The sequence below is a fragment of the Cryobacterium sp. 10I5 genome (assembly GCF_035019865.1).
Classification (GTDB): Bacteria; Actinomycetota; Actinomycetes; order Actinomycetales; family Microbacteriaceae; genus Cryobacterium; species Cryobacterium breve_A.
The window spans coordinates 1-19740 of sequence record NZ_JASJVI010000033.1 but is presented as its reverse complement, the minus strand read 5'-3'; the positions used below and the strand labels follow the sequence as shown (position 1 = coordinate 19740).

At 71.1% G+C, this 19740-nt stretch carries 17 protein-coding genes; 10 read left to right on the top strand and 7 right to left on the bottom strand.

Going from position 1 to position 19740, the window contains the following annotated elements:
- Window positions 1-42 precede the first annotated feature (42 nt).
- Together QN350_RS10265 and QN350_RS10260 are read left to right on the top strand one after the other, a co-directional pair.
- On the top strand, window positions 43-492 hold the full coding sequence (locus tag QN350_RS10265; protein WP_281534672.1) for an SRPBCC family protein: 450 nt from the start codon (window positions 43-45) through the stop codon (window positions 490-492).
- Window positions 492-956: a MarR family winged helix-turn-helix transcriptional regulator gene (locus QN350_RS10260; protein ID WP_323516338.1), complete on the top strand. Its 465-nt coding sequence runs from the start codon at window positions 492-494 to the stop codon at window positions 954-956. Before QN350_RS10265 ends, QN350_RS10260 begins: the two co-directional genes overlap by 1 nt.
- Here QN350_RS10260 and QN350_RS10255 read toward each other — a convergent pair.
- The gene (locus QN350_RS10255; protein ID WP_416173070.1) at window positions 953-3268 is read right to left on the bottom strand and encodes an FdhF/YdeP family oxidoreductase; all 2316 of its coding nucleotides are present in this window, start codon (window positions 3266-3268) and stop codon (window positions 953-955) included. The two genes, QN350_RS10260 and QN350_RS10255, sit on opposite strands and share 4 nt — an antisense overlap.
- Before the next feature lie 224 nt (window positions 3269-3492).
- Here QN350_RS10255 and QN350_RS10250 point away from each other — a divergent pair, with 224 nt between their 5' ends.
- Both QN350_RS10250 and QN350_RS10245 read left to right on the top strand, forming a co-directional pair.
- Window positions 3493-5886 carry a glycosyltransferase gene (locus QN350_RS10250; protein ID WP_322139585.1) on the top strand — a complete coding sequence of 798 codons (2394 nt, stop codon included), beginning with the start codon at window positions 3493-3495 and terminating at the stop codon, window positions 5884-5886.
- Window positions 5883-7223: a glycosyltransferase gene (locus QN350_RS10245; RefSeq protein ID WP_322139586.1), complete on the top strand. Its 1341-nt coding sequence runs from the start codon at window positions 5883-5885 to the stop codon at window positions 7221-7223. Before QN350_RS10250 ends, QN350_RS10245 begins: the two co-directional genes overlap by 4 nt.
- A 40-nt stretch (window positions 7224-7263) precedes the next feature.
- Here the strand turns inward: QN350_RS10245 and QN350_RS10240 are convergent, their stop codons facing one another.
- The 3 genes from QN350_RS10240 to QN350_RS10230 are packed head-to-tail and all read right to left on the bottom strand — an operon-like array spanning window position 7264 to window position 8854.
- Window positions 7264-7812 (bottom strand): DUF2017 family protein, encoded by a 549-nt coding sequence (locus tag QN350_RS10240; RefSeq protein WP_322139587.1) that lies wholly within the window; start codon window positions 7810-7812, stop codon window positions 7264-7266.
- Window positions 7812-8096, bottom strand: coding sequence for an ATP-dependent Clp protease adapter ClpS (clpS, locus tag QN350_RS10235; RefSeq protein ID WP_322139588.1), 285 nt, complete (start codon window positions 8094-8096; stop codon window positions 7812-7814). Before clpS ends, QN350_RS10240 begins: the two co-directional genes overlap by 1 nt.
- A gap of 50 nt (window positions 8097-8146) precedes the next feature.
- Entirely contained in the window at window positions 8147-8854 is a 708-nt protein-coding gene (locus QN350_RS10230; protein WP_322139589.1) for a YoaK family protein, read from the bottom strand.
- Window positions 8855-9039: 185 nt separating this feature from the next.
- Here QN350_RS10230 and QN350_RS10225 point away from each other — a divergent pair, with 185 nt between their 5' ends.
- From QN350_RS10225 to QN350_RS10210, 4 genes are all read left to right on the top strand, one after another.
- Window positions 9040-10140, top strand: coding sequence for an acetamidase/formamidase family protein (locus tag QN350_RS10225; protein ID WP_322139590.1), 1101 nt, complete (start codon window positions 9040-9042; stop codon window positions 10138-10140).
- Window positions 10133-11860 (top strand): AtzH-like domain-containing protein, encoded by a 1728-nt coding sequence (locus tag QN350_RS10220; RefSeq protein ID WP_322139591.1) that lies wholly within the window; start codon window positions 10133-10135, stop codon window positions 11858-11860. The genes QN350_RS10225 and QN350_RS10220 overlap by 8 nt, the downstream gene beginning before the upstream one ends.
- Before the next feature lie 143 nt (window positions 11861-12003).
- A complete protein-coding gene (locus QN350_RS10215) occupies window positions 12004-13278 on the top strand; it encodes an alanine--glyoxylate aminotransferase family protein (RefSeq protein ID WP_322140407.1) in 1275 nt (424 codons plus the stop codon).
- A complete protein-coding gene (locus QN350_RS10210) occupies window positions 13275-14600 on the top strand; it encodes an allantoate amidohydrolase (RefSeq protein WP_322139592.1) in 1326 nt (441 codons plus the stop codon). The genes QN350_RS10215 and QN350_RS10210 overlap by 4 nt, the downstream gene beginning before the upstream one ends.
- Window positions 14601-14692: 92 nt before the next feature.
- Here QN350_RS10210 and QN350_RS10205 read toward each other — a convergent pair whose 3' ends face one another.
- Entirely contained in the window at window positions 14693-15340 is a 648-nt protein-coding gene (locus QN350_RS10205; RefSeq protein ID WP_323503670.1) for a nucleotidyltransferase family protein, read from the bottom strand.
- 64 nt (window positions 15341-15404) lie between these two features.
- Here QN350_RS10205 and uraD point away from each other — a divergent pair, with 64 nt between their 5' ends.
- Window positions 15405-16400, top strand: coding sequence for a 2-oxo-4-hydroxy-4-carboxy-5-ureidoimidazoline decarboxylase (gene uraD, locus QN350_RS19995; RefSeq protein WP_416173031.1), 996 nt, complete (start codon window positions 15405-15407; stop codon window positions 16398-16400).
- A gap of 347 nt (window positions 16401-16747) precedes the next feature.
- Window positions 16748-17161: a hypothetical protein gene (locus QN350_RS10190; protein ID WP_322139594.1), complete on the top strand. Its 414-nt coding sequence runs from the start codon at window positions 16748-16750 to the stop codon at window positions 17159-17161.
- A 142-nt stretch (window positions 17162-17303) separates the two neighbouring features.
- Here QN350_RS10190 and QN350_RS10185 read toward each other — a convergent pair whose 3' ends face one another.
- Together QN350_RS10185 and pucL are read right to left on the bottom strand one after the other, a co-directional pair.
- Window positions 17304-18770 carry an amidohydrolase family protein gene (locus QN350_RS10185; protein WP_322139595.1) on the bottom strand — a complete coding sequence of 489 codons (1467 nt, stop codon included), beginning with the start codon at window positions 18768-18770 and terminating at the stop codon, window positions 17304-17306.
- 41 nt (window positions 18771-18811) lie between these two features.
- Window positions 18812-19717, bottom strand: coding sequence for a factor-independent urate hydroxylase (gene pucL, locus QN350_RS10180; RefSeq protein ID WP_322139596.1), 906 nt, complete (start codon window positions 19715-19717; stop codon window positions 18812-18814).
- Window positions 19718-19740: the final 23 nt, after the last annotated feature.

Sequence of the window (19740 nt, the reverse complement as noted above, 5' to 3'; positions counted from 1 at the left end):
CTGCTTCGATTCGCGGGGCAGCTGCGAACGAGAGGTCACCTCATGTGGAGAACTGAGTACACGGCAGACACCAGCGCCACACCCGCCGCGGTCTGGGCGGCGTTCCGGGACATCCACACCGGGGTCGCCGCGGCCGCGGGTGGCGACGTCTTCGAGATGGACGGGGCCTTCACCGTCGGCACGGAGTTGAGCGTGACTCCGGTCGGGCAGGACACCTTCCGGTCCCGCATCATCGAACTGGCCCCGAACGAACGGTATGCCGACGAGACCACATTCGGCGACGTCGTGCTGACGTTCCGGCACTCGTTCACACCCCGCGACGGCGGCACGCGGGTCACCCACGAACTCGTCATCACCGGGCAGGACGCTGACGAGATCGGGCCGGGGCTCGGCCCGGAGATCAGTGCGGACTTCCCTGAGGCGATGGCCGGGCTGTTCGCGCTCGCCGAGGCATCCGCGGAGCCTGCAGACCCTGCAGACCCTGCGCGTTGATGCCGGACGCCGAGGAGAACGGGCTCGAAAGCGAGTTCGCGTCCGCGGAGGACAGCACCGGACTGATGCTGTGGCGCGTCACCAACGCCTGGCAGGCTGCCCAGCGGGCCGCACTCCGGCCGTTCGACCTGACACACGTGCAGTTCGTCTTGCTCGCCTCGCTCGCGTGGCTCGACGCCGACGGGCCGACCACCCAGCGCGAGCTCTCGCGCCACGCCGGCACCAACCCGATGATGACGTCCCAGGTGTTGCGCACCCTGGAACGGAAGCACCTCGTGGAACGGCGGAGTCACCCGACGGATGCCCGGGCAAAGGCACTTCGGGCGACACCGGCCGGAGCCGAGCTCGCCGCCCGCGCGAACGCGGCCGTCGAAGCGGTCGACCGACGCTTCTTCACCCCGCTCGGCGCCGAACGAGCGGCCTTCACCGGCATGCTCCGCGTGGTGCTCGGCCCCGCGTCCTAACCTTTCGTCGGGACCGGGGCGGGCTCGTGGGCGGTGAAACGCACGGCCATGGCCTTGTAGCCGGGGGTGTTCGACTCGCGGGCGACGAGTTCGCGGTGCATGAGCGCGTTCGCCTCGGGGAAGTACGCAGCTGCGCAGCCGCGCGGGGTCGGGTAGACCACGAGCCGGAACTCATCCGCGCGGCGTTCCTCACCACGGAAGGTGCTGATGACGTCGACGAGGTCGCGGTCGTGGAAGCCGAGCTCGACGACGTCGTCCTTGTTGATCAGGATGACCCTGCGCCCGTTCGAGATGCCTCGGTAGCGGTCGTCGAGGCCGTAGAACGTGGTGTTGTACTGGTCGTGGCTGCGGATGGTCTGAAGGATGAGGTGCCCGGCCGGCGGGGTCAGGTACTCGAGGGGGCTGACCGTGAACCGGGCGCGACCGATGTCGGTCGCGAAGCTGCGGGTGTCGCGGGGCGGGTTCGGCAGTACGAAGCCGTTCTTCGTCTTCAGCCTCCGGTTGAAGTCGGTGAACCCGGGGATCACCCGGGAGATGTGGTCGCGGATGAGGTCGTAGTCCTCGCTCATCGCCTTCCAGTCGACCGGGTGGTCGGTGCCGAGGGTCGCGCTCGCCATCCGGGCGACGATGACCGGTTCGGCGAGCAGATGTTCCGACACCGGGTCGAGGCGGCCCTGCGTCGTGCGCACGACCGACATCGAGTCCTCGACGGAGAGCACCTGGCGGCCGCCGGGGTGCTTGTCATCGGTGTCGGTGCGACCGAGGGTCGGCAGGATCAGCGAGGTGCGCCCGTGCATCACGTGCGAGCGGTTCGGCTTCGTGGAGATGTGCACCGTGAGCCCGACCCGCTGCATTGCGGCCTCGAGCTTGGCGGTGTCCGAACAGGCGAGGGCGAAGTTGCCGCCGAGAGACACGAACACGTCGACGTCCTCGTTCTCGAAGGCCTCGACCGTCGCCACGGAGTCCAGGCCGTGCTCGCGCGGGCTGACGATGCCGAACTCGGTGTCGACCGCTGCGAGGAAGGCCTCCTTCGGCTTCTCCCAGACCCCCATCGTGCGGTCGCCCTGCACGTTCGAGTGTCCGCGCACCGGGCAGGCGCCCGCGCCCGGCTTGCCGAAGTTGCCCTGCAGCAGGAGCAGGTTGATGATCTCCTTGAGCGTGTTGACCGAGTGCGGCTGCTGGGTCAGTCCGAGAGCCCAGCAGATGATCGTGGCCTTCGACGCCACGAGCATGCTCGCGACGACGGCAATCTGCAGCCGGGAGAGCCCGGTCGCCTTCTCGGTCTCCTCCCAGTCGATCTCGCCGCGCGCGGCCCGGTACTCCTCGATTCCCTGCGTGTTGGCGTCGACGAAGGCCTGGTCGACGACGGAGCCGGGCACCCGCTTCTCCTCCTCGAGGAGCAGGTGGCCGAGGGCCTGGAACAGGGCGAGGTCCCCGCCGACCTTGATCTGCAGGTATTCGTCGGCGAGCGCGGTGCCGTCACCGATCAGGCCGGAGACGGACTGCGGGTCCCTGAAGTTGAACAGCCCGGCCTCGGGCAGGGGGTTGACCGCGACCACCTTCCCGCCGCTGTCCTTGCACTCCTTGAGCGCCGACAGCATCCTGGGGTGGTTGGTGCCGGGGTTCTGGCCGACGACGAGGATGAGTTCCGCGTGGTGGATGTCCTCGAGGGAGACGGTGCCCTTGCCGATGCCGATCGTCGCGTTCATCGCCGAGCCGGAGGACTCGTGGCACATGTTCGAGCAGTCCGGCAGGTTGTTCGTGCCGATCGAGCGGGCGAACAGCTGGTAGAGGAACGCGGACTCGTTCGCGGTCCGGCCAGACGTGTAGAAGACGGTGCGGTCGGGGGTCGTCGCGCGGATCTGCGCGCCGATCAGCTCGAACGCGTCGTTCCAGGAGATCTGCGAGTAGTGCGTGTCGCCGGGGCGGATGACGACGGGGTGCGTGATACGGCCCTGGTTGCCGAGCCAGTACTCGGTCTTGGTCGCGAGTTCGGCGATCGAATGTTCCGCCCAGAATGCCGGGGTCACCTGGCGTACGGTGCTCTCCTCCGCGACGGCCTTCGCGCCGTTCTCACAGAATTCGGCGGTCTTGCGGTGACCCTGCGATTCCGGCCAGGCGCAACCGGGGCAGTCGGTCCCGTCGCGCTGGTTGAGTCGGAGCAGGGCCCGGGTGGTGCGGCCGATCCCGGCCTGGGCGACGCCGCGCTCGAGCGCGACGACGACGGCTTCGAGGCCCGCCGCGCTGGTCTTCGGCTTCTTCACGACGAGGGAGTCTTCGTTGATGTCCTGGATCGGGGCGTGACGTGTCATGAAATCCATGATGCTCCTTTTGACTGCGCACCGGCACAACGGCCGCCGCCGGAGGGTCTGTGAACCATGCGGCGTCCTCTCGGGTGATTCCCAGCCCTGACGGGCGCGGCAACCAGAAAAGTGGCGTTGAATCATAACGGGGCTTTTGTCCTGACCCAACGGGTCATTCTCGGCCCATCGGCCGACACCAGCCGCGGCATCCCCGGCAGACAGGGAGTTCGACCATGGGAACACAGAGCACACTGGATTCACTCCGGAACGCGGACTCGATCCTCGCCACGATCATGGCCGCCGACGACCTCACGGTCGCCGCGAGCCGGGACGGCGGCAGCCGGGCCGTTCGCCTGCTCGCCGACGCCGCCGTCGATCCCGCAGACCAGGTCACCGCGATCGCCGCCGTGCACGCCCTCGCCCAGGTCTTCGACGAGACCGCCGACGAGGTCCTCGTCTCCCTCCTCGGGCATGAGCAGCTTTTCCTCCGCGAGCACGCCGCCTGGGCCTTCAGCGCCCGCCTGCCTCGCTTCGACGCGGTCGCGCCTCTCCTCGGGATGGTCATCGACGGCGGTTTCGCCGGGATGATCGCCCAGCGCACCCTCGAACAATGGAGCGCGGCCGTCGCGGGTCCCGTCGCCCTCGCTGTCGAGGGCGCTCTGCTCGGAGTCACCGAGCCGGGCGCCCGTTCCCGACTGGTCGAAACCATCGGCCAGATCTCGGGGCGCATCCCGGAACGCATGCTCTTCCAGATCGCCGTCGACCCGGCCGAGGCGACCGAGGTGCGGGCTGCGGCGATCGCCGCGATCGGCGACCGGGGCCTCGCCGATGCCGCCCCCGGCTCCCTCTCGGGCGCCGGCACGGGAATCGGAACAGGGATCGGCTCCGGGGTCGGTTCCGGCGACACCGGCCTCCGGATCGTCACCGGCCTGGCCGCCGGAAGCGGGGTCCTCGCCGAGGTTGCCAGGCTCGCCGTGATCGACCTGACCGTGCCGAGCTACCCGCGGGCACCGTGGAGCAGCGGAACGACCGTCGCCCAGCTGTTCCTGCACGCCGACATCGACGGAGCGCTGACCCGGGTCGGCTCCGGCGACAACGGCGGCATCGCGACCCTCCTCGTCCGGCTCGGGGACGCACTCGTCGCTGGCCACGCCGCCAGCGATGCCGACAGTGCTGCCGGCGATGTCGGCCGGGTACTCACCCTCTCCCGCGGCGGCTTCGCCTCCGCACTCGACTGCCTGCCCGAGGTGGCGTCGACACTGTCCGGCCACGCCTTCGCGACGGTCCCGTTCCTCGGCGAGCCCGTCGCCTCCGCAGACGCCTGGTCGCGCCGGATCGCGACCCAGCGCGGCATCCGCCGGGTGCTCCGCGCCGCGGGCCCGGTCGACGCGATCCACCTGCGGATGGCGGACGTCGGCACCCTCGCCGCGTCGACGGTCGCGAGGGAACTCGACATCCCGGTCGTGTTCACCGTCGCGCCAGACCCGCACAGCCTCATCCGCTCGCTCGAGTCCGCCGGCGCCCTCACCCGCGCCACGTTCGGCACGGTCGATGCGGGCGAGCACTTCTGGTTCCGTGTCCGGCTCGTGCAGCGCCTCGCAGCGGATGCCGCCCACACGGTTCTCTTCCCCCGTCCCGACCTCGAGCGTGACCTGCGTGAGCTCGTCGGCATCGACGTGACGCAGCACCCGGAACGGCACTCGATCGTGGCAGAGGGCATCGACATCGCCGTGATCGAGGCGTCGCTCGTCGACGCCAGGGCGAGCGACGGCACTCCGGCGGAGGCCGCCGTGGCCGCGGCGTATGCCGAACCCCTGCCCGACGCCGCCGCCGCCGTGCCCGCGTCCGTGGTCCCCGCGCAGATGAGCGTCGAGGGCGCCGTCGCCCTCGGCCAGCTCGACGATCTCCTCGCAACCCTCCCGCCCGAGCGCCGCGCACTGCCGCTCGCGATCACGGTCGGGCGGCTGCATCGCGTCAAGGGCATGGCGACCCTCGTCGAAGCCTGGGCGGCCGACCCTGCGCTCCAGGCCAGCTGCAACCTCCTGATCGTCGGAGGCGACTTCGCGAACCCCACTCCCGACGAGGCCGAACAGCTCGACAGGATCCACGCCGCTGTCCCGCTCGGCGAGGCCGCCCACGCCGGTCTCCTGCTTGCCGGCCACCGCTCGAACGACACCGTCGCCCGCTGGCTCGCCGCCACTCGCCTCGGCCGCACCGGCCTCGCCGCGGCCAATGGCGTGTACGTCTGCGCGAGCATGAAGGAGGAGTTCGGCATCGCGCTCCTCGAGGCGATGGCCGCGGGCCTCACCGTGGTCGCTCCGAACGGCGGGGGACCGGCCACCTACGTCGAGCAGGGCGTGACCGGGTTCCTGGTCGACACCGGGAATCCGGCCGATCTCGCCGGGGGAGTGCGTGAGGCCCTCGAGCTCGCAGCCGGGCCCTTCGGCCCCGAGTTCGCCGAGCGCGCCATGGCCATGGTCTCCGGATCCTTCACGATCCAGGCGATGGCCATGACCCTCTCCGGGGTCTACCGCGACGTCGCCGAAGCGCACGAGCGCCTCCGGGCGGAGGCGGCGAACGGCTACGGCCGGGGACTCGCCTCGACCTGGACGCTGAGCGCCTCATGACCCTGCTCATCATCAGCCCCGACTACGCCTCGCACCTGTTCCCGCTCGCGACCCTCGGCACGGCCTGGCAGGCCGCGGGGGAACGGGTCGTCGTCGCGAGCGGCCCCGCGACGGCCGGAATCGTCGCCGAGTTCGGCTTCGAGCGGGTGAACCTGCAGCTCGGCCGAGGCTCGAACCCCGGAACGATCCGGGCGGAACAGCAGCCGAGCGGTGAGGACGACGCCCTCCGGGGTTTCTTCGCCGCGACGAGGCTCGGACTCGTGCAGACCCTGCAGTTCCAGGCCGAGGCACGCAGCAACGACCTGCTCTGGAACCCGGTCGAGATCGCCCGCGAGGTGCAGCGCATCGTCGCCGAGGTGCGCCCGGACCAGATCATCGTCGACCACCTCGCCTTCAGCGCCCGCCTCGCCTTGGTGAGCGCCGGCATCCGCCACGCCGACGTCGTGCTCGGGCACCCGACCGCCCTGCCGGTCGGCGAGGAGGTCTACGGCTTCCCGTCCGCCTGGCCCGACGCGTTCTCGCCGGAGCCCGACGACCTCGCCGGGCTGCTCAGCACCTGCGAGGCGGTGCGCGACACCTTCACCGCCCAGTGGAACGCCGCCCTCCTCGAACTCGACCCGGCGGCCGAGCCGAGCCGCGACGCCTTCACCGAATCCGGCGACGTGCTGATGCTCAACTATCCGGCCGAACTGCACGCACCCGCCCGGACGGCGCTGCTTCAGGAGCACGTGTTCCTCGGGTCGGCGGTGCGCGCCGAGGCCCGCGATCCCGAGGTCGAGGCCTGGCTCGCCGCGTCACGCGCGGCCTCCGACGACCGCCCGCTCGTCTACGTGAGCTTCGGGAGCTTCCTGTCGGTGCGCGGCGACGTGCTCGCCCGCGTCACGGATGCCCTCCGCGGGCTCTCCGTCAGGGTCGCCCTCGCGACGGGGTCGACCGATCCCGCTGACCTTGGGGAGATCCCGGACTCCTGGCTCGTGCGCGGCTTCCTGCCGCAGGTGGCCCTGCTCGATGCCGCGGCGGTCGCCGTGACGCACGGTGGGAACAACAGCGTGACCGAGGCGATGACCGCCGGGGTGCCGCTGCTCGTGCTGCCGTTCTCGACCGACCAGTTCGCCGGGGCAGAAGCCGTCGAGGCGGCCGGGTTCGGGCTCTCGCTCGCACCCAACACGGCGTCGGCGACGGAACTCCTCGACGCGCTCCGGTCGGTGCTCGCGCTCGCGGCACCCGACCGGGCGCGGCTCGACGCGCTCAGCACGTCGCTGCGGGGCGGCGCAGGCCCGCGCCGGGCCTACGAGGCGCTCTCCGCCTTCGAAGCTCTCCCTGTAGCAATCGCCTGACGGTCGCGGGCTAGCGGTCGCGGGGCCAGCGGTCTATGGCCTAGCGGTCGATGGCGTAGACGAGGGACTCCTGCACCATGCCGAGCCACTCGTAGATGCTGCTGAGTAGCGGAGCCTCGTCGGCGTCGAGGTGCTGTTCGCCCTCCGGGGACATCTGGAGGCGCTCGGCGAGGGTGAGCCGCAGGTCGGTGAGCGTGCGCAGCCACGACTGCACGCCGACGGCGTCGAGCGCGATCGGCGTCGGCGCGACCTCGAAGCGGTCGTCCAGGAGGGGTTCGAGGGGCCCGTCGGCGATCTCGTCGAGCGGCTCCTCGCCGAGCGTCGCGAGCACTACGCGGGCGTTGCCCAGTTTGCGGTCGAGGAGGTCTCCCGAGGTGAAACGGCGGAATTCGGCGGACGCCTCGGCGTCGTCAGGGTAGGCGTCGGGGAGCAGGCGGCGGAGGGCCGGGTCGGCGCTGGTTCCGAGGGCGTGTGTCTCCGCGGCGAGCAGGAGCTCGATCAGCTGGCTCGCGGCGAGCCTGAGCAGTCCGAGCTCGACGGATTCGAAGCTCGCGGACACTGTTCCGGCCGGGTCCCGGGTGAAGAGCATCAGGAGTCCCCGCGGGAGAGGGTGGCCCAGAGCCCGAAGTCGTGCATCGCCTCGACGTGGCGTTCCATCGACTCGCGGTTCCCTGTTGCGACGACCGCCTTGCCGGAGTTGTGCACCCGCAGCATCAGGCGTTCGGCTTTCTCTGCGGCGACCCCGAAGTAGCTGCGGAACACGTAGGACACATAGGACATCAGGTTGACCGGGTCGTCCCACACAATGGTGACCCAGGGGCGGTCGAGGGAGACGGCTTCACGCAGGTCCGATTTTTCAAAAGTCTTCGGCACCGGTTAAGCCTCACATGCCGGGGGTCCTTCCCGCCACCGTGGCCGGAAACTCATACACCCACTCTGTTTTCGAGCGCGTGGTGCGGGCGCCCGGCCGCATGCCCGAGCGCCGCGACGACGAGCGTGATCACGGCAGACAGGGCGACGCCCCAGCCGATGTGCACCGTGAGAAGGAGGGCTCCCACGAAGGCGCCCGCGCAGATCAGCAGGATCGCGGCCACCCGGCGGAACCACGGCTGGCCCTTGCCGCCGCCGAGCCGCGAGTCGGCGGCCAGTCCCGTGATCGTCGAAGTCACGACGACCGTCGTGACGTCCTTGACCCCGATGTGCCGGGCGACGCCGGCCTGGAGCCCCATCATCGCCGCGAGGAGGCTCGTGATCGCCAGGTCGAAGGGCTGCGGCGGATGCCCGCCGCCGAGGAACAGGGCGACCGCCAGTCCGGCCATGATCGCACCCTGCACCGCGAACAGCACCGTCGCGTGGGTCGTCCAGCCGATCGCGACGGGCCGCAGCACCCGTCCGCCGATGGCGGCGCCGAGCATGAAGGTGAACAGGGCGAGCAGCGGGCCGAGCACGGGCAGGTTGCTCGCGCCGGCGAGGGCCATTCCGAGGATGACGACGTTTCCCGTCATGTTGCCGGTGAACACCTTGTCGAGGCCGAGGTACCCGACGGCATCCGCCAGACCGGTCGAGAACGTCAGCGCGAGCATGAGGCCGAGGTGCAGGTTCGCGGGATGGCGGCGGAGCTTCTCGAGCACGGTGATCCTTCGGGACAGGGACTGCTGCTTATGTTTCCTGGAGGTAAGACTCACGTCGATCGTGTCAACAGTGACCTGAAACGTACCGGCTGGCCGAATGGCACGCAAACGGGAGATAGCCTCGAGCGCGAGGCACCAATAGTGTGAAGCACCACGTCTTGTTTCCGCGCACCTGGAAGGCTCCCATGTCGTACGTCGTACTACAGCCCGGCATGGGGAGCATCGCGCCCGGGCACTACCTGCCGGCCACGCCGCAGACCGTGCTCTGGGGGCGCCTGCCCTGTGCAGCGGATGCCGCGGTGCTCTCGATCGGATCAGGTGACGTCGTCACGATCGACACTCTCAGCCACGAGGGACTGCTCGAGGACCAGGGCAGGGACCCGCTCGCCTTCTTCGGCGGCCACGGCGTCGCAGCGGGCGATGTCCTGACGGATGCCGTCGCGCTCGCCGCGAGCGACTACCCGCGGGATGCTGAGGCAGACGGCCCACACGTCGTGACCGGACCGATCGAGGTGCGCGGGGCTCTCCCGGGCGACCTGCTCCGGATGACCCTGCTCGAGGCGACCCCCCGGGTGCCCTACGGCGTCATCTCGAGTCGCCACGGCCGGGGGGCCCTGCCCGGCGAGTACCCCATCGGACCGGGAACGGTCTCCGTGTTCACCGAGGTCGACACCGATCCCGACTTCGGGACGGCTGCCGGGGCGCTCTTCGGCACCCTCCCGCTGGTTCCCGGCGGCGACCGGGTCGTGCGCTTCCCGCTCGACCCGTTCCTCGGCATCATGGGCGTCGGCGTCGCGGGAGACACCCGGCCGCACTCCGTCCCGCCCGGCGCGCACGGCGGCAACCTCGACATCAGCCTGCTCACCGTCGGCAGCGCGCTGTACCTGCCCGTCCAGGTGCCGGGCGCGCTCGCCTACGTGGGCGATCCGCACTTCGCGCAGGGCGACGGCGAGGTGGCGCTGACTGCACTCGAGGCCAGCCTGCGGGTGCGCATCCGCTTCGACGTCATTCCGGCGGACGAGGCGGCGGCGCTCTTCGGCGACCTGACCGGTCCGCTCGCCGAGACGGGCGAGTTCCTCGTGCCGACCGGGCTCGACCCCGACCTCGACGAAGCGATGCGCGCCTGTGTGCGCGCCGCGATCGCCCTGCTCGGGGCGCGATACGGCATGGACCCGACCCTCGCGTACGCCTACCTGAGCGCGGCGACCGACTTCAACATCTCCCAGGTCGTCGACAGGGTCACGGGCGTGCACGCCCGCATCCGGACGGCGGACTTCGGTGCCTGAGCAGACGACCCGGCCGCTCGACGCCCCGGGGACCGGTTCGCTCGTCCCGGCCGCTGTCCCCGCAGCCACGCCTGCGGACGCCGCACTCCCGGCCGTGACGCCCGCGGACAACGCATTTCAGGCCGTAGCGCTTGCAGATACCGGGCTCCCGGCTGCCGCGCCGCCGCTTCTGCCCACCTCGATCACGGGGGAGCTTCCGGGCGGACTGCTCGCCGCCTTCGAGGCCTACGAGGACGCGCTCGCTGCCAATGACCACGAGGCGCTCGCCGGGTTCTTCGTGCCCGGGCCGCACGCCCTCCGCGGCGATGCGACCGGGCTGCTCGTCGGGAGCGAGGCGATCGCCGGATTCCGCGCCTCCCGCCCCGGGGTCGTGCGCCGCGGAATCCGCTCGCTGCACGTGCGGGCCATCGGGACAGAGCACGCCCTGATCGTCGCGGAGAACGCGCCCGTGGCCGGCGGGGCCGGAATCGTGACGCAGCTCTGGAGCCGAACCGCGGCCGGCTGGCAGATCGAGGCCGCGCAGGTCGCGGCATCCGCACCCGCGGTCGACCCGAGCATCTGGCGGGTCGTCGGAACCCCGCTGCTCGCCGGCGAGAGCGGTGGAGCACTCGCGGGCGTGCGGGTCGCGGTCAAGGACCTCTTCGAGGTGGCCGGATTCGCAGTCGGAGCCGGCAACCCCGACTATCTGCGAAGCGGCACCGCTGCGACCGAGAGCGCCCCGGCGGTGACGGCACTCCTCGGGGCCGGTGCGAGCGTGATCGGCATCGCCCAGACGGACGAATTCGCGTACAGCATCGCCGGGACCAACGTGCACTCGGGGACCCCGCCGAATCCGCGGGTCCCCGGCGGGCTGCCGGGCGGCTCGTCGAGCGGCCCTGCCGCAGCGGTCGCCCTCGGGCAGGCGGACCTCGGCCTCGCGACCGACACCGCGGGGTCGATCCGGGTTCCCGCCTCCTACCAGGGCCTCTGGGGGCTGAGGACGAGCCACGGGTCGGTGAGCCTCGGGGGTGTTCTCCCGCTCGCGCCCTCGTTCGACACCGTAGGGTGGCTCGCCAGGACGCCGGGACTGCTCGTGTCGGCGGCGGCCACCTCGCTCGACCCTGAGCGGCAACTGCCCGTTGCCGCACGGTTCGTCGTCTGCGGGCAGCTGGTGTTCGCGGCGGAAGAGGACGTGCAGGCCGCCTTCGTCGAGGCGATCGACCGCCTCGAGCGCGGCGGGTACTTGCCGGAACCGGTCGACATCGTCACGATCGACCCCCTCGCCGACCTCTTCGAGACCTTCCGCACCGTGCAGGCCGCCGAGGCCTGGCGCAGCCACGGGGACTGGGTCGACGCCCATCCCGGCACACTCGGCCCCGATGTGCGGTCCCGGTTCGCCTTCGCCTCACTCATCGACGCTGACGAGGAGGCCGGTCACCGGAGCGATCTCGCCGAGGCCAGGGACCGGCTCGACGCCGCGCTCGACGGCCGGATCCTGTTGCTCCCCGCGGCTTCGTCGACCGCGCCGGCGAGGAGCGCATCGGGCGCCCAGATCGAACGGGTCCGTGCCGCGACGCTCTCGATGACCTGCCTTGCCGGGATCGGCGGCTACCCGTCGGTGTCCATGCCCGGACTCGTCGTCGGCGGCGCGCCACTGGGGCTCAGCCTCGTCGGACCGCGTTACTCCGACCTCGCCCTCCTCGACCTGGCCGCAGGGCTCGCGGAGGGGCTCGAGGGCTGAGCCAACGGAATCCCTGACTAACTGGTGGATGGGGCAGGAGTAACACCACCGAAACGCTGCGTGCCTAAGCTGGTCGTGTGACGTATCCGCTGCAGTCGACAACCGTTCCGAGCCTTCCGATCAACCCGCCGCAGCGCCTGCTGATGGGGCCGGGGCCGATCAACGCGGACCCACGGGTGCTGCGCGCCATGTCCGCCCAACTCGTCGGCCAGTACGACCCGGCGATGACCGGGTATATGACCGAAACGATGGGCCTGTACCGCGACGTATTCCGCACCGGCAATCAACAGACCCTCGTGATCGACGGCACCGCGCGCGCCGGGATCGAAGCCGCCCTCGTCTCGCTGATCCAGCCGGGCGACCGGGTGCTCGTGCCCATCTTCGGGCGTTTCGGGCACCTGCTCCGCGAGATCGCCGAACGGGTCGGCGCAGAGGTCCACGTTCGCGAGGTGCCGTGGGGCACCGTCTTCACACCGGCCGCGATCGAACAGGCGATCATCGAGACCCGGCCGACGCTGCTTGCGATCGTGCACGGCGACACCTCGACGACCCTCGCCCAGCCGCTCGACGAGCTCGGCGACATCTGCGCCCGGCACGGCGTGCTCTTCTACACCGACGTGACAGCCTCGCTCGCCGGCAACACCTTCGAAGCGGATGCCTGGGGCCTCGACGCCGTCACCGCCGGCCTGCAGAAGTGCCTCGCCGGGCCGTCCGGTTCCGCGCCGGCCACATTCTCGCCCCGCGCCGTCGAGGTGATCGAATCCCGACGGAGCATCGAGGCCGGCATCCGCGAGCCCGGGGACGCGGTGCTGTCCAACCGGATCCGCTCGAACTACTTCGACCTCGCGATGCTCTTCGACTACTGGGGTCCCCGCAGGCTCAACCACCACACCGAGGCCACGACCGCCCTGTACGGCGCAAGGGAGTGCGCGCGCCTCCTCGTCGACGAGGGCATGGGGAACGCCGTCGCCCGGCACCGGCTGCACGGCTCGGCGATGCTCGCGGGAGTGCACGGGCTGGGACTCTCCGTCTTCGGCGACCCGGCCCACCGGATGAACAACGTCGTCGCGGTCTTGATTCCCGACGGCGTCAACGGCGACGCGGTGCGCGGCACGCTCCTCGACGACTTCGGCATCGAGATCGGCACCTCCTTCGGTCCGCTGCACGGCAAGGTCTGGCGGATCGGCGTGATGGGCTACAACGCCCGCAAGGACACCGTGCTGACCACCCTCGCGGCGCTCGAACAGGTGCTCCGGCGCGCGGGGGCATCCGTCACCGGCGGCGGGGGAGTCGGCGCGGCCTGGGACCTGTACGCCGACGCCGACCGGGACGCTGCTGCCGAGCCGCCTGCCGGGACTGCCGATCTCGACGCGGATCGCGTCGCTGCCGCGACCGACGATGCCGTGGTGCTCTCATGACGACCGCGGTGCCGAGCGTGTCGGATGCCGACGCGGCCGTGATCCTGGCCCGGTGCGACGCGCTCGCCCGGCACTCGTCCCTCACCGAGGGGATCGAGCGGACGTACCTCTCGGCGGAGCACGCCGCCGTCAACTACCGGGTCGCCGGCTGGATGACCGCAGCGGGTCTCACCACCTGGCAGGATGCCGCCGGGAACCAGTGCGCACGGCTCTCCGGCCGCACCCGCGGGCTCCCGGCCCTGCTGCTCGGCTCGCACCTCGACACTGTGCGCGCGGCGGGACGCTACGACGGCATCCTCGGTGTGCTCGTGGCCATCACGGTCGCCGGGCGGATCGCCGCCTCTGGACGCCCGCTGCCGTTCGCCCTCGAGATCGCGGCATTCGGCGACGAGGAGGGCACCCGCTTCGGCACCACCCTGCTCGGCAGCCGGGCCGTGGCCGGCACCTGGCTCGAGTCCTGGTGGGACCTCTGTGACGAGGGCGGCGTGAGCCTGCGCGAGGCATTCCTCGCCTTCGGACTCGACCCTGCCAAGGTCGGCGACGCCGCCCGCGCGCCCCAGGAGCTCGTCGGCTACCTCGAGGCCCATATCGAACAGGGACCCGTGCTCGAGGAGGAGAACCGTGCCCTCGGCGTCGTCACTGGAATCGCCGGTGCCCGCCGTTTCCTGCTGACGGTCACCGGGGCCGCCGGGCACTCCGGGACCCCGTGGTCCCGCCGCCGAGACGCCCTCGCCGGTGCTGCCGAGTGCATCACGACGATCGAGCGCATCGCCCGCACCGAGGGCCTCACCGCGACGGTCGGCCACCTGAAGGTGTTTCCGGATGCCGTCAACGTCATCCCAGGGAAGGTCGAGTTCAGCCTCGACCTGCGCGCGCCGGACGACGCCGACCGCGACCGGGGCTGGACCCTGATCGAGGCCGCCCTCACCGACATCTGCGCCACCCGCGTCCTCCACCTCGACAGCAACCAGGTGCACGAGGCGGCCGCCGTGGCCTGCGCACCGCGGTTGCGTGCGGCGATTGCGGCCGGCATCCGCTCGACCGAAGCGGTCGCGGCACGGCACGGCGAGGTCGGGTCGGACTCCGGCGCGGAGGCACCGACCGAGCCGGCCCCGCGCGAGCTGCCCTCGATCGCCGGTCACGACGCGATGGCGATCGCCGCGATCACCGACGTCGGCATGCTCTTTGTACGCTGTGCCGGCGGGATCAGCCACCACCCGGACGAGTCGGTGACCGCGGCCGACGTCGCTCTCGCCGTTGACGCTCTCGAAGCCGCCGTCCGAGCCCTCGCTGCAGACTACCCGTCCGTCTCGTCGGCATAACTCCTGCACATTCTGAGGGCTCGCGCAAACAGTCCCTGCGGTGACCCCGTGTCTCCGGGCGTTCGTGTCGGCGGGCCCGGAATTTGCCGGAGTTATGCCTCGGGCACGCCGGGGAGGGTGTCGACGTCGGCGCCCGTCGTGAGGTCGCCGCACTCGACCGGGAGCACGCCGTGGGCGAGCAGATAGGGACGCGCCCCGGTGTCGCCCGTGAGTTGCACCCGCAGCGGTTCCCAGTGCGTGCGCCCGATCAGCACCGGATGCCCCGGTCGGCCGCCGAAAACGGCCTGCCTCAGGCTGTCCGGGGTCACGCCAGCGTCAGCGTCGAGCACCCGCGCCACCGTCGCGGCGTCGAGGTCGGGGACGTCGACGGGAACGACCGCGACGGCGACGGGGTCACCGGCGACGCGGAGCGCCGCCTCGAGCCCCGTGCGAAGGGAGGCCGAGAGCCCCTCGGCCCAGTCGGGGGCGTACGCGACGACCGTCGTCGGGTCGGTCGGGCCCGCCTCGGCGAGCAGCGCTGCGGCCGCGGCACCCTCGGCTCCGAGCACGACGATGACGGGTGAGCAGCCCGCCGCGCGGAGCACGCCGACCGTCCGCACGAGCCACGGAACACCGTCGGCCCCGCGCACGAGCGCCTTCGGCTGCCCGAACCGGGAACCGGCCCCCGCGGCCAGCACAAGCCCCGCGACCGGGGCTTTCCCCGCATCCGCCCGGTCGCGCGCTGCGTCTGTATTCATCATGCCCGCCATCGTATGCGCTGTCGCCACGGGCACTCTAGGCTGGAGCAGGACGAGGAGAACTGCCATGAAGAGGATGTCGACACCTGAGCTTCGCGAGGCGCTCCTGACCTGCCTGGCCGTACCCCGCTGGGTCGATGAGGTCGCGTCGCAGTCGCCGTTCGAGTCGGCGGCCGCCCTGCTCGCTGCCGCCCGTACGGCCGCGACACCGCTCAGCCGTAGCGAGATCGACGAAGCGCTGTCCGCGCACCCGCGGATCGGTGAGACCCCGCGTGGAGACTCGCAGGCCGCGCGGTTCTCTCGCAGCGAGCAGTCCTCAGCGGATGCCGCGGACTCCACCCTCGCCGCGGCGATTGCCGAAGGCAACCGGGCGTACGAGGAACGCTTCGGCCGGGTCTTCCTCATCCGCGCCGCCGGCCGGTCGCGCACCGAGATCCTCGCCGAACTGCACCGGCGCCTCGCGCTCGACGACGCCGCCGAGTTGAAGATCGTCGGCACCGAACTGCGGGACATCGCCCTGCTCCGGCTGGCCACACTCGCCGGAACCGTTGCGGAACGCCTCGCCGCCGAGCGGGCCGCGCGGGCAGGGGCCCCCGACTCGCCTGACTCCGAAGGCCTCGTCGCGAGCGTCGTCGCCGACGTCGTCGCCGCGACGGCGGCCGCCGGCAACACGACAACTCCAGCGGCCGTTTCGGTCGCCGCGACAGACGCCCCGATCGCGACTCCCCGAAGCCGCATCACGACCCACGTGCTCGACGCCGTGTCCGGCCGGCCCGCCGCCGACGTTCCCGTCGAGCTCGAGCAGCGGCTTGAGTCCGGCTGGCACGTGCTCGCGAGCGCCGGCACGGATGCCGACGGCCGGGTCTCCGCGCTCGGCCCGGCCGATCTCCCCGCGGGCCGGTACCGCCTCACCTTCGACACCGGGCGCTACTTCGCCGGCACCGGCCAGGCGACCCTGTACCCCGAGATCTCCGTGACCATCGACCTGAGCGACCCGGCCGCGCACTATCACGTCCCGCTGTTGCTCAGCCCCTTCGCCTACTCGACGTACCGCGGCAGCTGACCCGCGAAGCTGACCACCGCGGCATCCGCGCGGTGCGCTGCCCCGTGCGGCCGACTCGCGGCATCCGCGCGCCACGCTGGCCCGCTCAGCTGGCCTGCGGTACCCGCGCGCTGCGCTGGCCCGTGCGGCTGGCTTGCGGTCGCCGCCGGCCGCGCCGACCGGGCACCGTGACTGCTGCCGCTCCGGACAAATAGTGCCGGAGCGCGGGCAACAGATGTCCGGAGGGGCCACAGTGAGCGGGGCCGACCGCAGGATGAGAGACTGGCGAGGTTGGTGTGTCCTCATGAGTTCGCGCTTGTGGTGATGCGTGCCGAAATCCGGCCCGACCAGTGTTTCAGGGGGTACTCGTGTCCAAGATCCGAGAAAGACTGCCGGTGTCACCGGCCAACACGGTCATCGCGTGCGCCATACTGATCGGCGCCATCATCGCTGCACTTCAGGGCAACGTGGCCGGCGCGTTCGTCCTCCTCGGGGCCGCGGTGTTCTGGATCGGCGTCGCGCGTTATGCCCGCCGTGCCACGTCACGGGACAGGGACCGCATCAGCACCTTCGAATACCGTGACGTTCGCGAACGAGCCCTCGGGAGCCGGGCATTCGCCGGCGTCGGAGTGGTGGCGTTGGCCTGGTCCGGATTCGACGTGATCGCGATGGTCGTGAACGGCCACAACGACGGCACGGCGACCATCCGTTTCCTCGTGCTCGTTGCCGCGTTCTCCATCGCGCTCGCGAATGCCCTCGAGAAGGAGCACCCCGAGCCCTGACCCACGGCATCCGAGTGCCGCCCGGCCACCGCCGGCATCAACAGTTGCCGATGCGGACAACTGTGGCCGGCGCACGGGGAACAGTTGTCCGCAACGGCGACAGTTGCCCGCGGCCGGGGCGGAGTCCGGCCGGCGGGGCGCGCTACTCGGGGGCGAGCACGCGGCGGCCTCGCACGAACACTCCCGTGATCGCGGGCTGGCGGAGCGCGAGCAGCAGGGCGAAGAGGGTCTGGTCCGTGGCCATCCGCTCGTCATCCGCCCGGATGCCACGGTTCAGCACGGTCGCAAGCGGTTCCCAGCGGTCCGGTTCGATGAGCAGGAAGTCGGCGTCCTTGCCCACGTCGAAGTTGCCGAACCGGGCCTCCATGTCGAGGGCGCGGGCGCCCGCGAGGGTGCCGGTGAAGAGCAGCGCGGCCGGGTCGAGCGAGAGCCCGGCGTCGCCCGGCTCCGACAGGTGCACCTTGAAGCAGTCGTTGAGCACCCGCGAGATCAGCCATTCGTCGCCGGCGCCGATGTCCGAGCCGATCGCGACGTTCACGCCGAAGGACTGGGTGCGCAGCCACGGCATCGTGCCGGAGCCGAGGAACTGCTGCGAGGTCGGACAGTGCGCGACCGAGGTGCCGGACTCCGCGAGGCGGGCGAGCTCGGCATCCTCGCAGTGCACCGCGTGGGCGAGGATGCTGCGCCGCCCGAGCAGGCTCGACCCGCCCCGCTTCGACCCCGGCAGAAACAGCCCGTCGTAGGTGTCGAGGTAGGTGTCGACCCCGTACACCGCCTTCACAGCGTCGATCTCGCCGGTGCCGGGCCGGTTGTTCTCGTTGAGGTGTGAGTGGAAGTACACGCCGCGCTCGCGCGCGTCGTCGTAGAGCTCGCCGAGGCCGGCGAGGGTCGTCGGCGTCACCGAGAGACTGAACCGGGGCACGACCGCGACCTGCAGCAGCGCCGTCGCGGGGTCGCCGGTGTCGACGGCGTGCCAGCGGTCGATCTCGGCCCCGATCAGGGTGAGGGCCTCGGCCTCACCGGTCAGGAGAGCGTCGGCAGGGCCCGACCCGACGGTCTGCACCCCGCGCCCACTGACCAGGCGGAGCCCGGCGGCCTGGCTCTCGGCGAAGAGGGCGTCCTGGGCGTGCGGGAAGGCCGACCCGAAAACAAGGGCGCTCGTGGTGCCGGCCGCGACCCGGCGCCGGGTGAAGTCGCGGGCGATGCGCGCCGCGAACTCGGGGTCCCGCAGCCGGGTCTCGGCGGGAAACACGCAGTTGTCGAGCCACTCGAGCAGCTGCCCGCCGCCGTAGGCGTCGGTCGAGTAGGTCTGCGGGTAGTGCAGGTGGGTGTCGACGAAGCCGGGCAGGATGAAGCCGCCGCGGTTGTCGGTCACCGGGTGGTCGCGGAAGCCGGCCGGGAGCTCGGCGAACGGCCCGACCCAGGCGATCCTGCCGTCTGCACCGGTGACGAGGGCGCCGTCGGGCAGGGAGACGAGGTGCTCCCGGGCGTCGGCGACGACCGGGGATCCCGCGATGTGGAAGACGTGGCCGCGATAGACGTGGATGCGCGGCGTGGGAACGGATGACGGGGCTGGGGTGGCCGCAGACGCCGGCGCGGAGGTGCTCATCACAGCCATCGTACGGGCGGACCCGCAACGAACCTGACCACCTAGATCAGCCCGGTGTAGGAGTCCCAGGCGGGACCTGCATCCGCGGCGTCGTCGTGCAGCACGGTCGCCTGGATCAGGCCGTACGGGCGGTCGGCCGCGTGGTAGACCTCGTTGTTGTTGGCCACGCCGAAGGGGGAGAGGTCGTAGAGGAAGTGGTGCTTGTTCGGGGCGGACAGGCGCACCTCGGTGACAACGGGGAACGCCTCGAGCACCGCCCGGCCCATCTCGTAGAGGGTCTGCTGCAGTGCGAGGGAGTGCACGGTCGCGAACTGGCTGACGAGCACCTGCTTGATGCCGGCGTAGGTGGCTTCCCAGTCGACATCCGTCGTCGAAAAACGCCAGCCGGCGGTGAGCGAGGTCGCCATCACCCGGTCGGAGGTCGGCTGCAGGAGCGTGTACGGGTCTTGCATGAAACCGGCGAACTCGGAGCCCGTCGACTTGAGGATCACGAGGTCCTTGAGCCCGCCGATCACCCAGGTGCGCCGGTCCGCGCCCATGCCCTCGACAGTGATCGCCGCGGTGCGCACCTCCTGGCCGCGCCGCACCCAGGTGTGGTTGTGCTCGCTGCCGTCGATGAGCACCCGTTGCCAGGCGAACTCCTCGATCTCGACCCGGGCGGTGTGCACGGGCTCGACCGTGTCGACGAAGTGGGAGGCGAGGTCGAGGCCGTAGCTCTCGATCGAGAGCAGCCCCTTCTCCTTGGCGAAGGAGTACGCGGTCTGCTTCTGGGTATCCGTCGGCAGAACGTTCAGCTGGTCGCCCGCGAGGTGCGCCCGCGCGAAGTCTCCGCGCAGCGCGGTCGACACGCTGATGTCGTGGATCTCGTGCTTCGGCGAGTCGCGGTAGATGCGCACAACCCGGTTTTCCGCTTTGCCATACCGGTTGGGTCCGAGAACGATCGACATCGGGTGGTGCTCCTTCTGGAGGG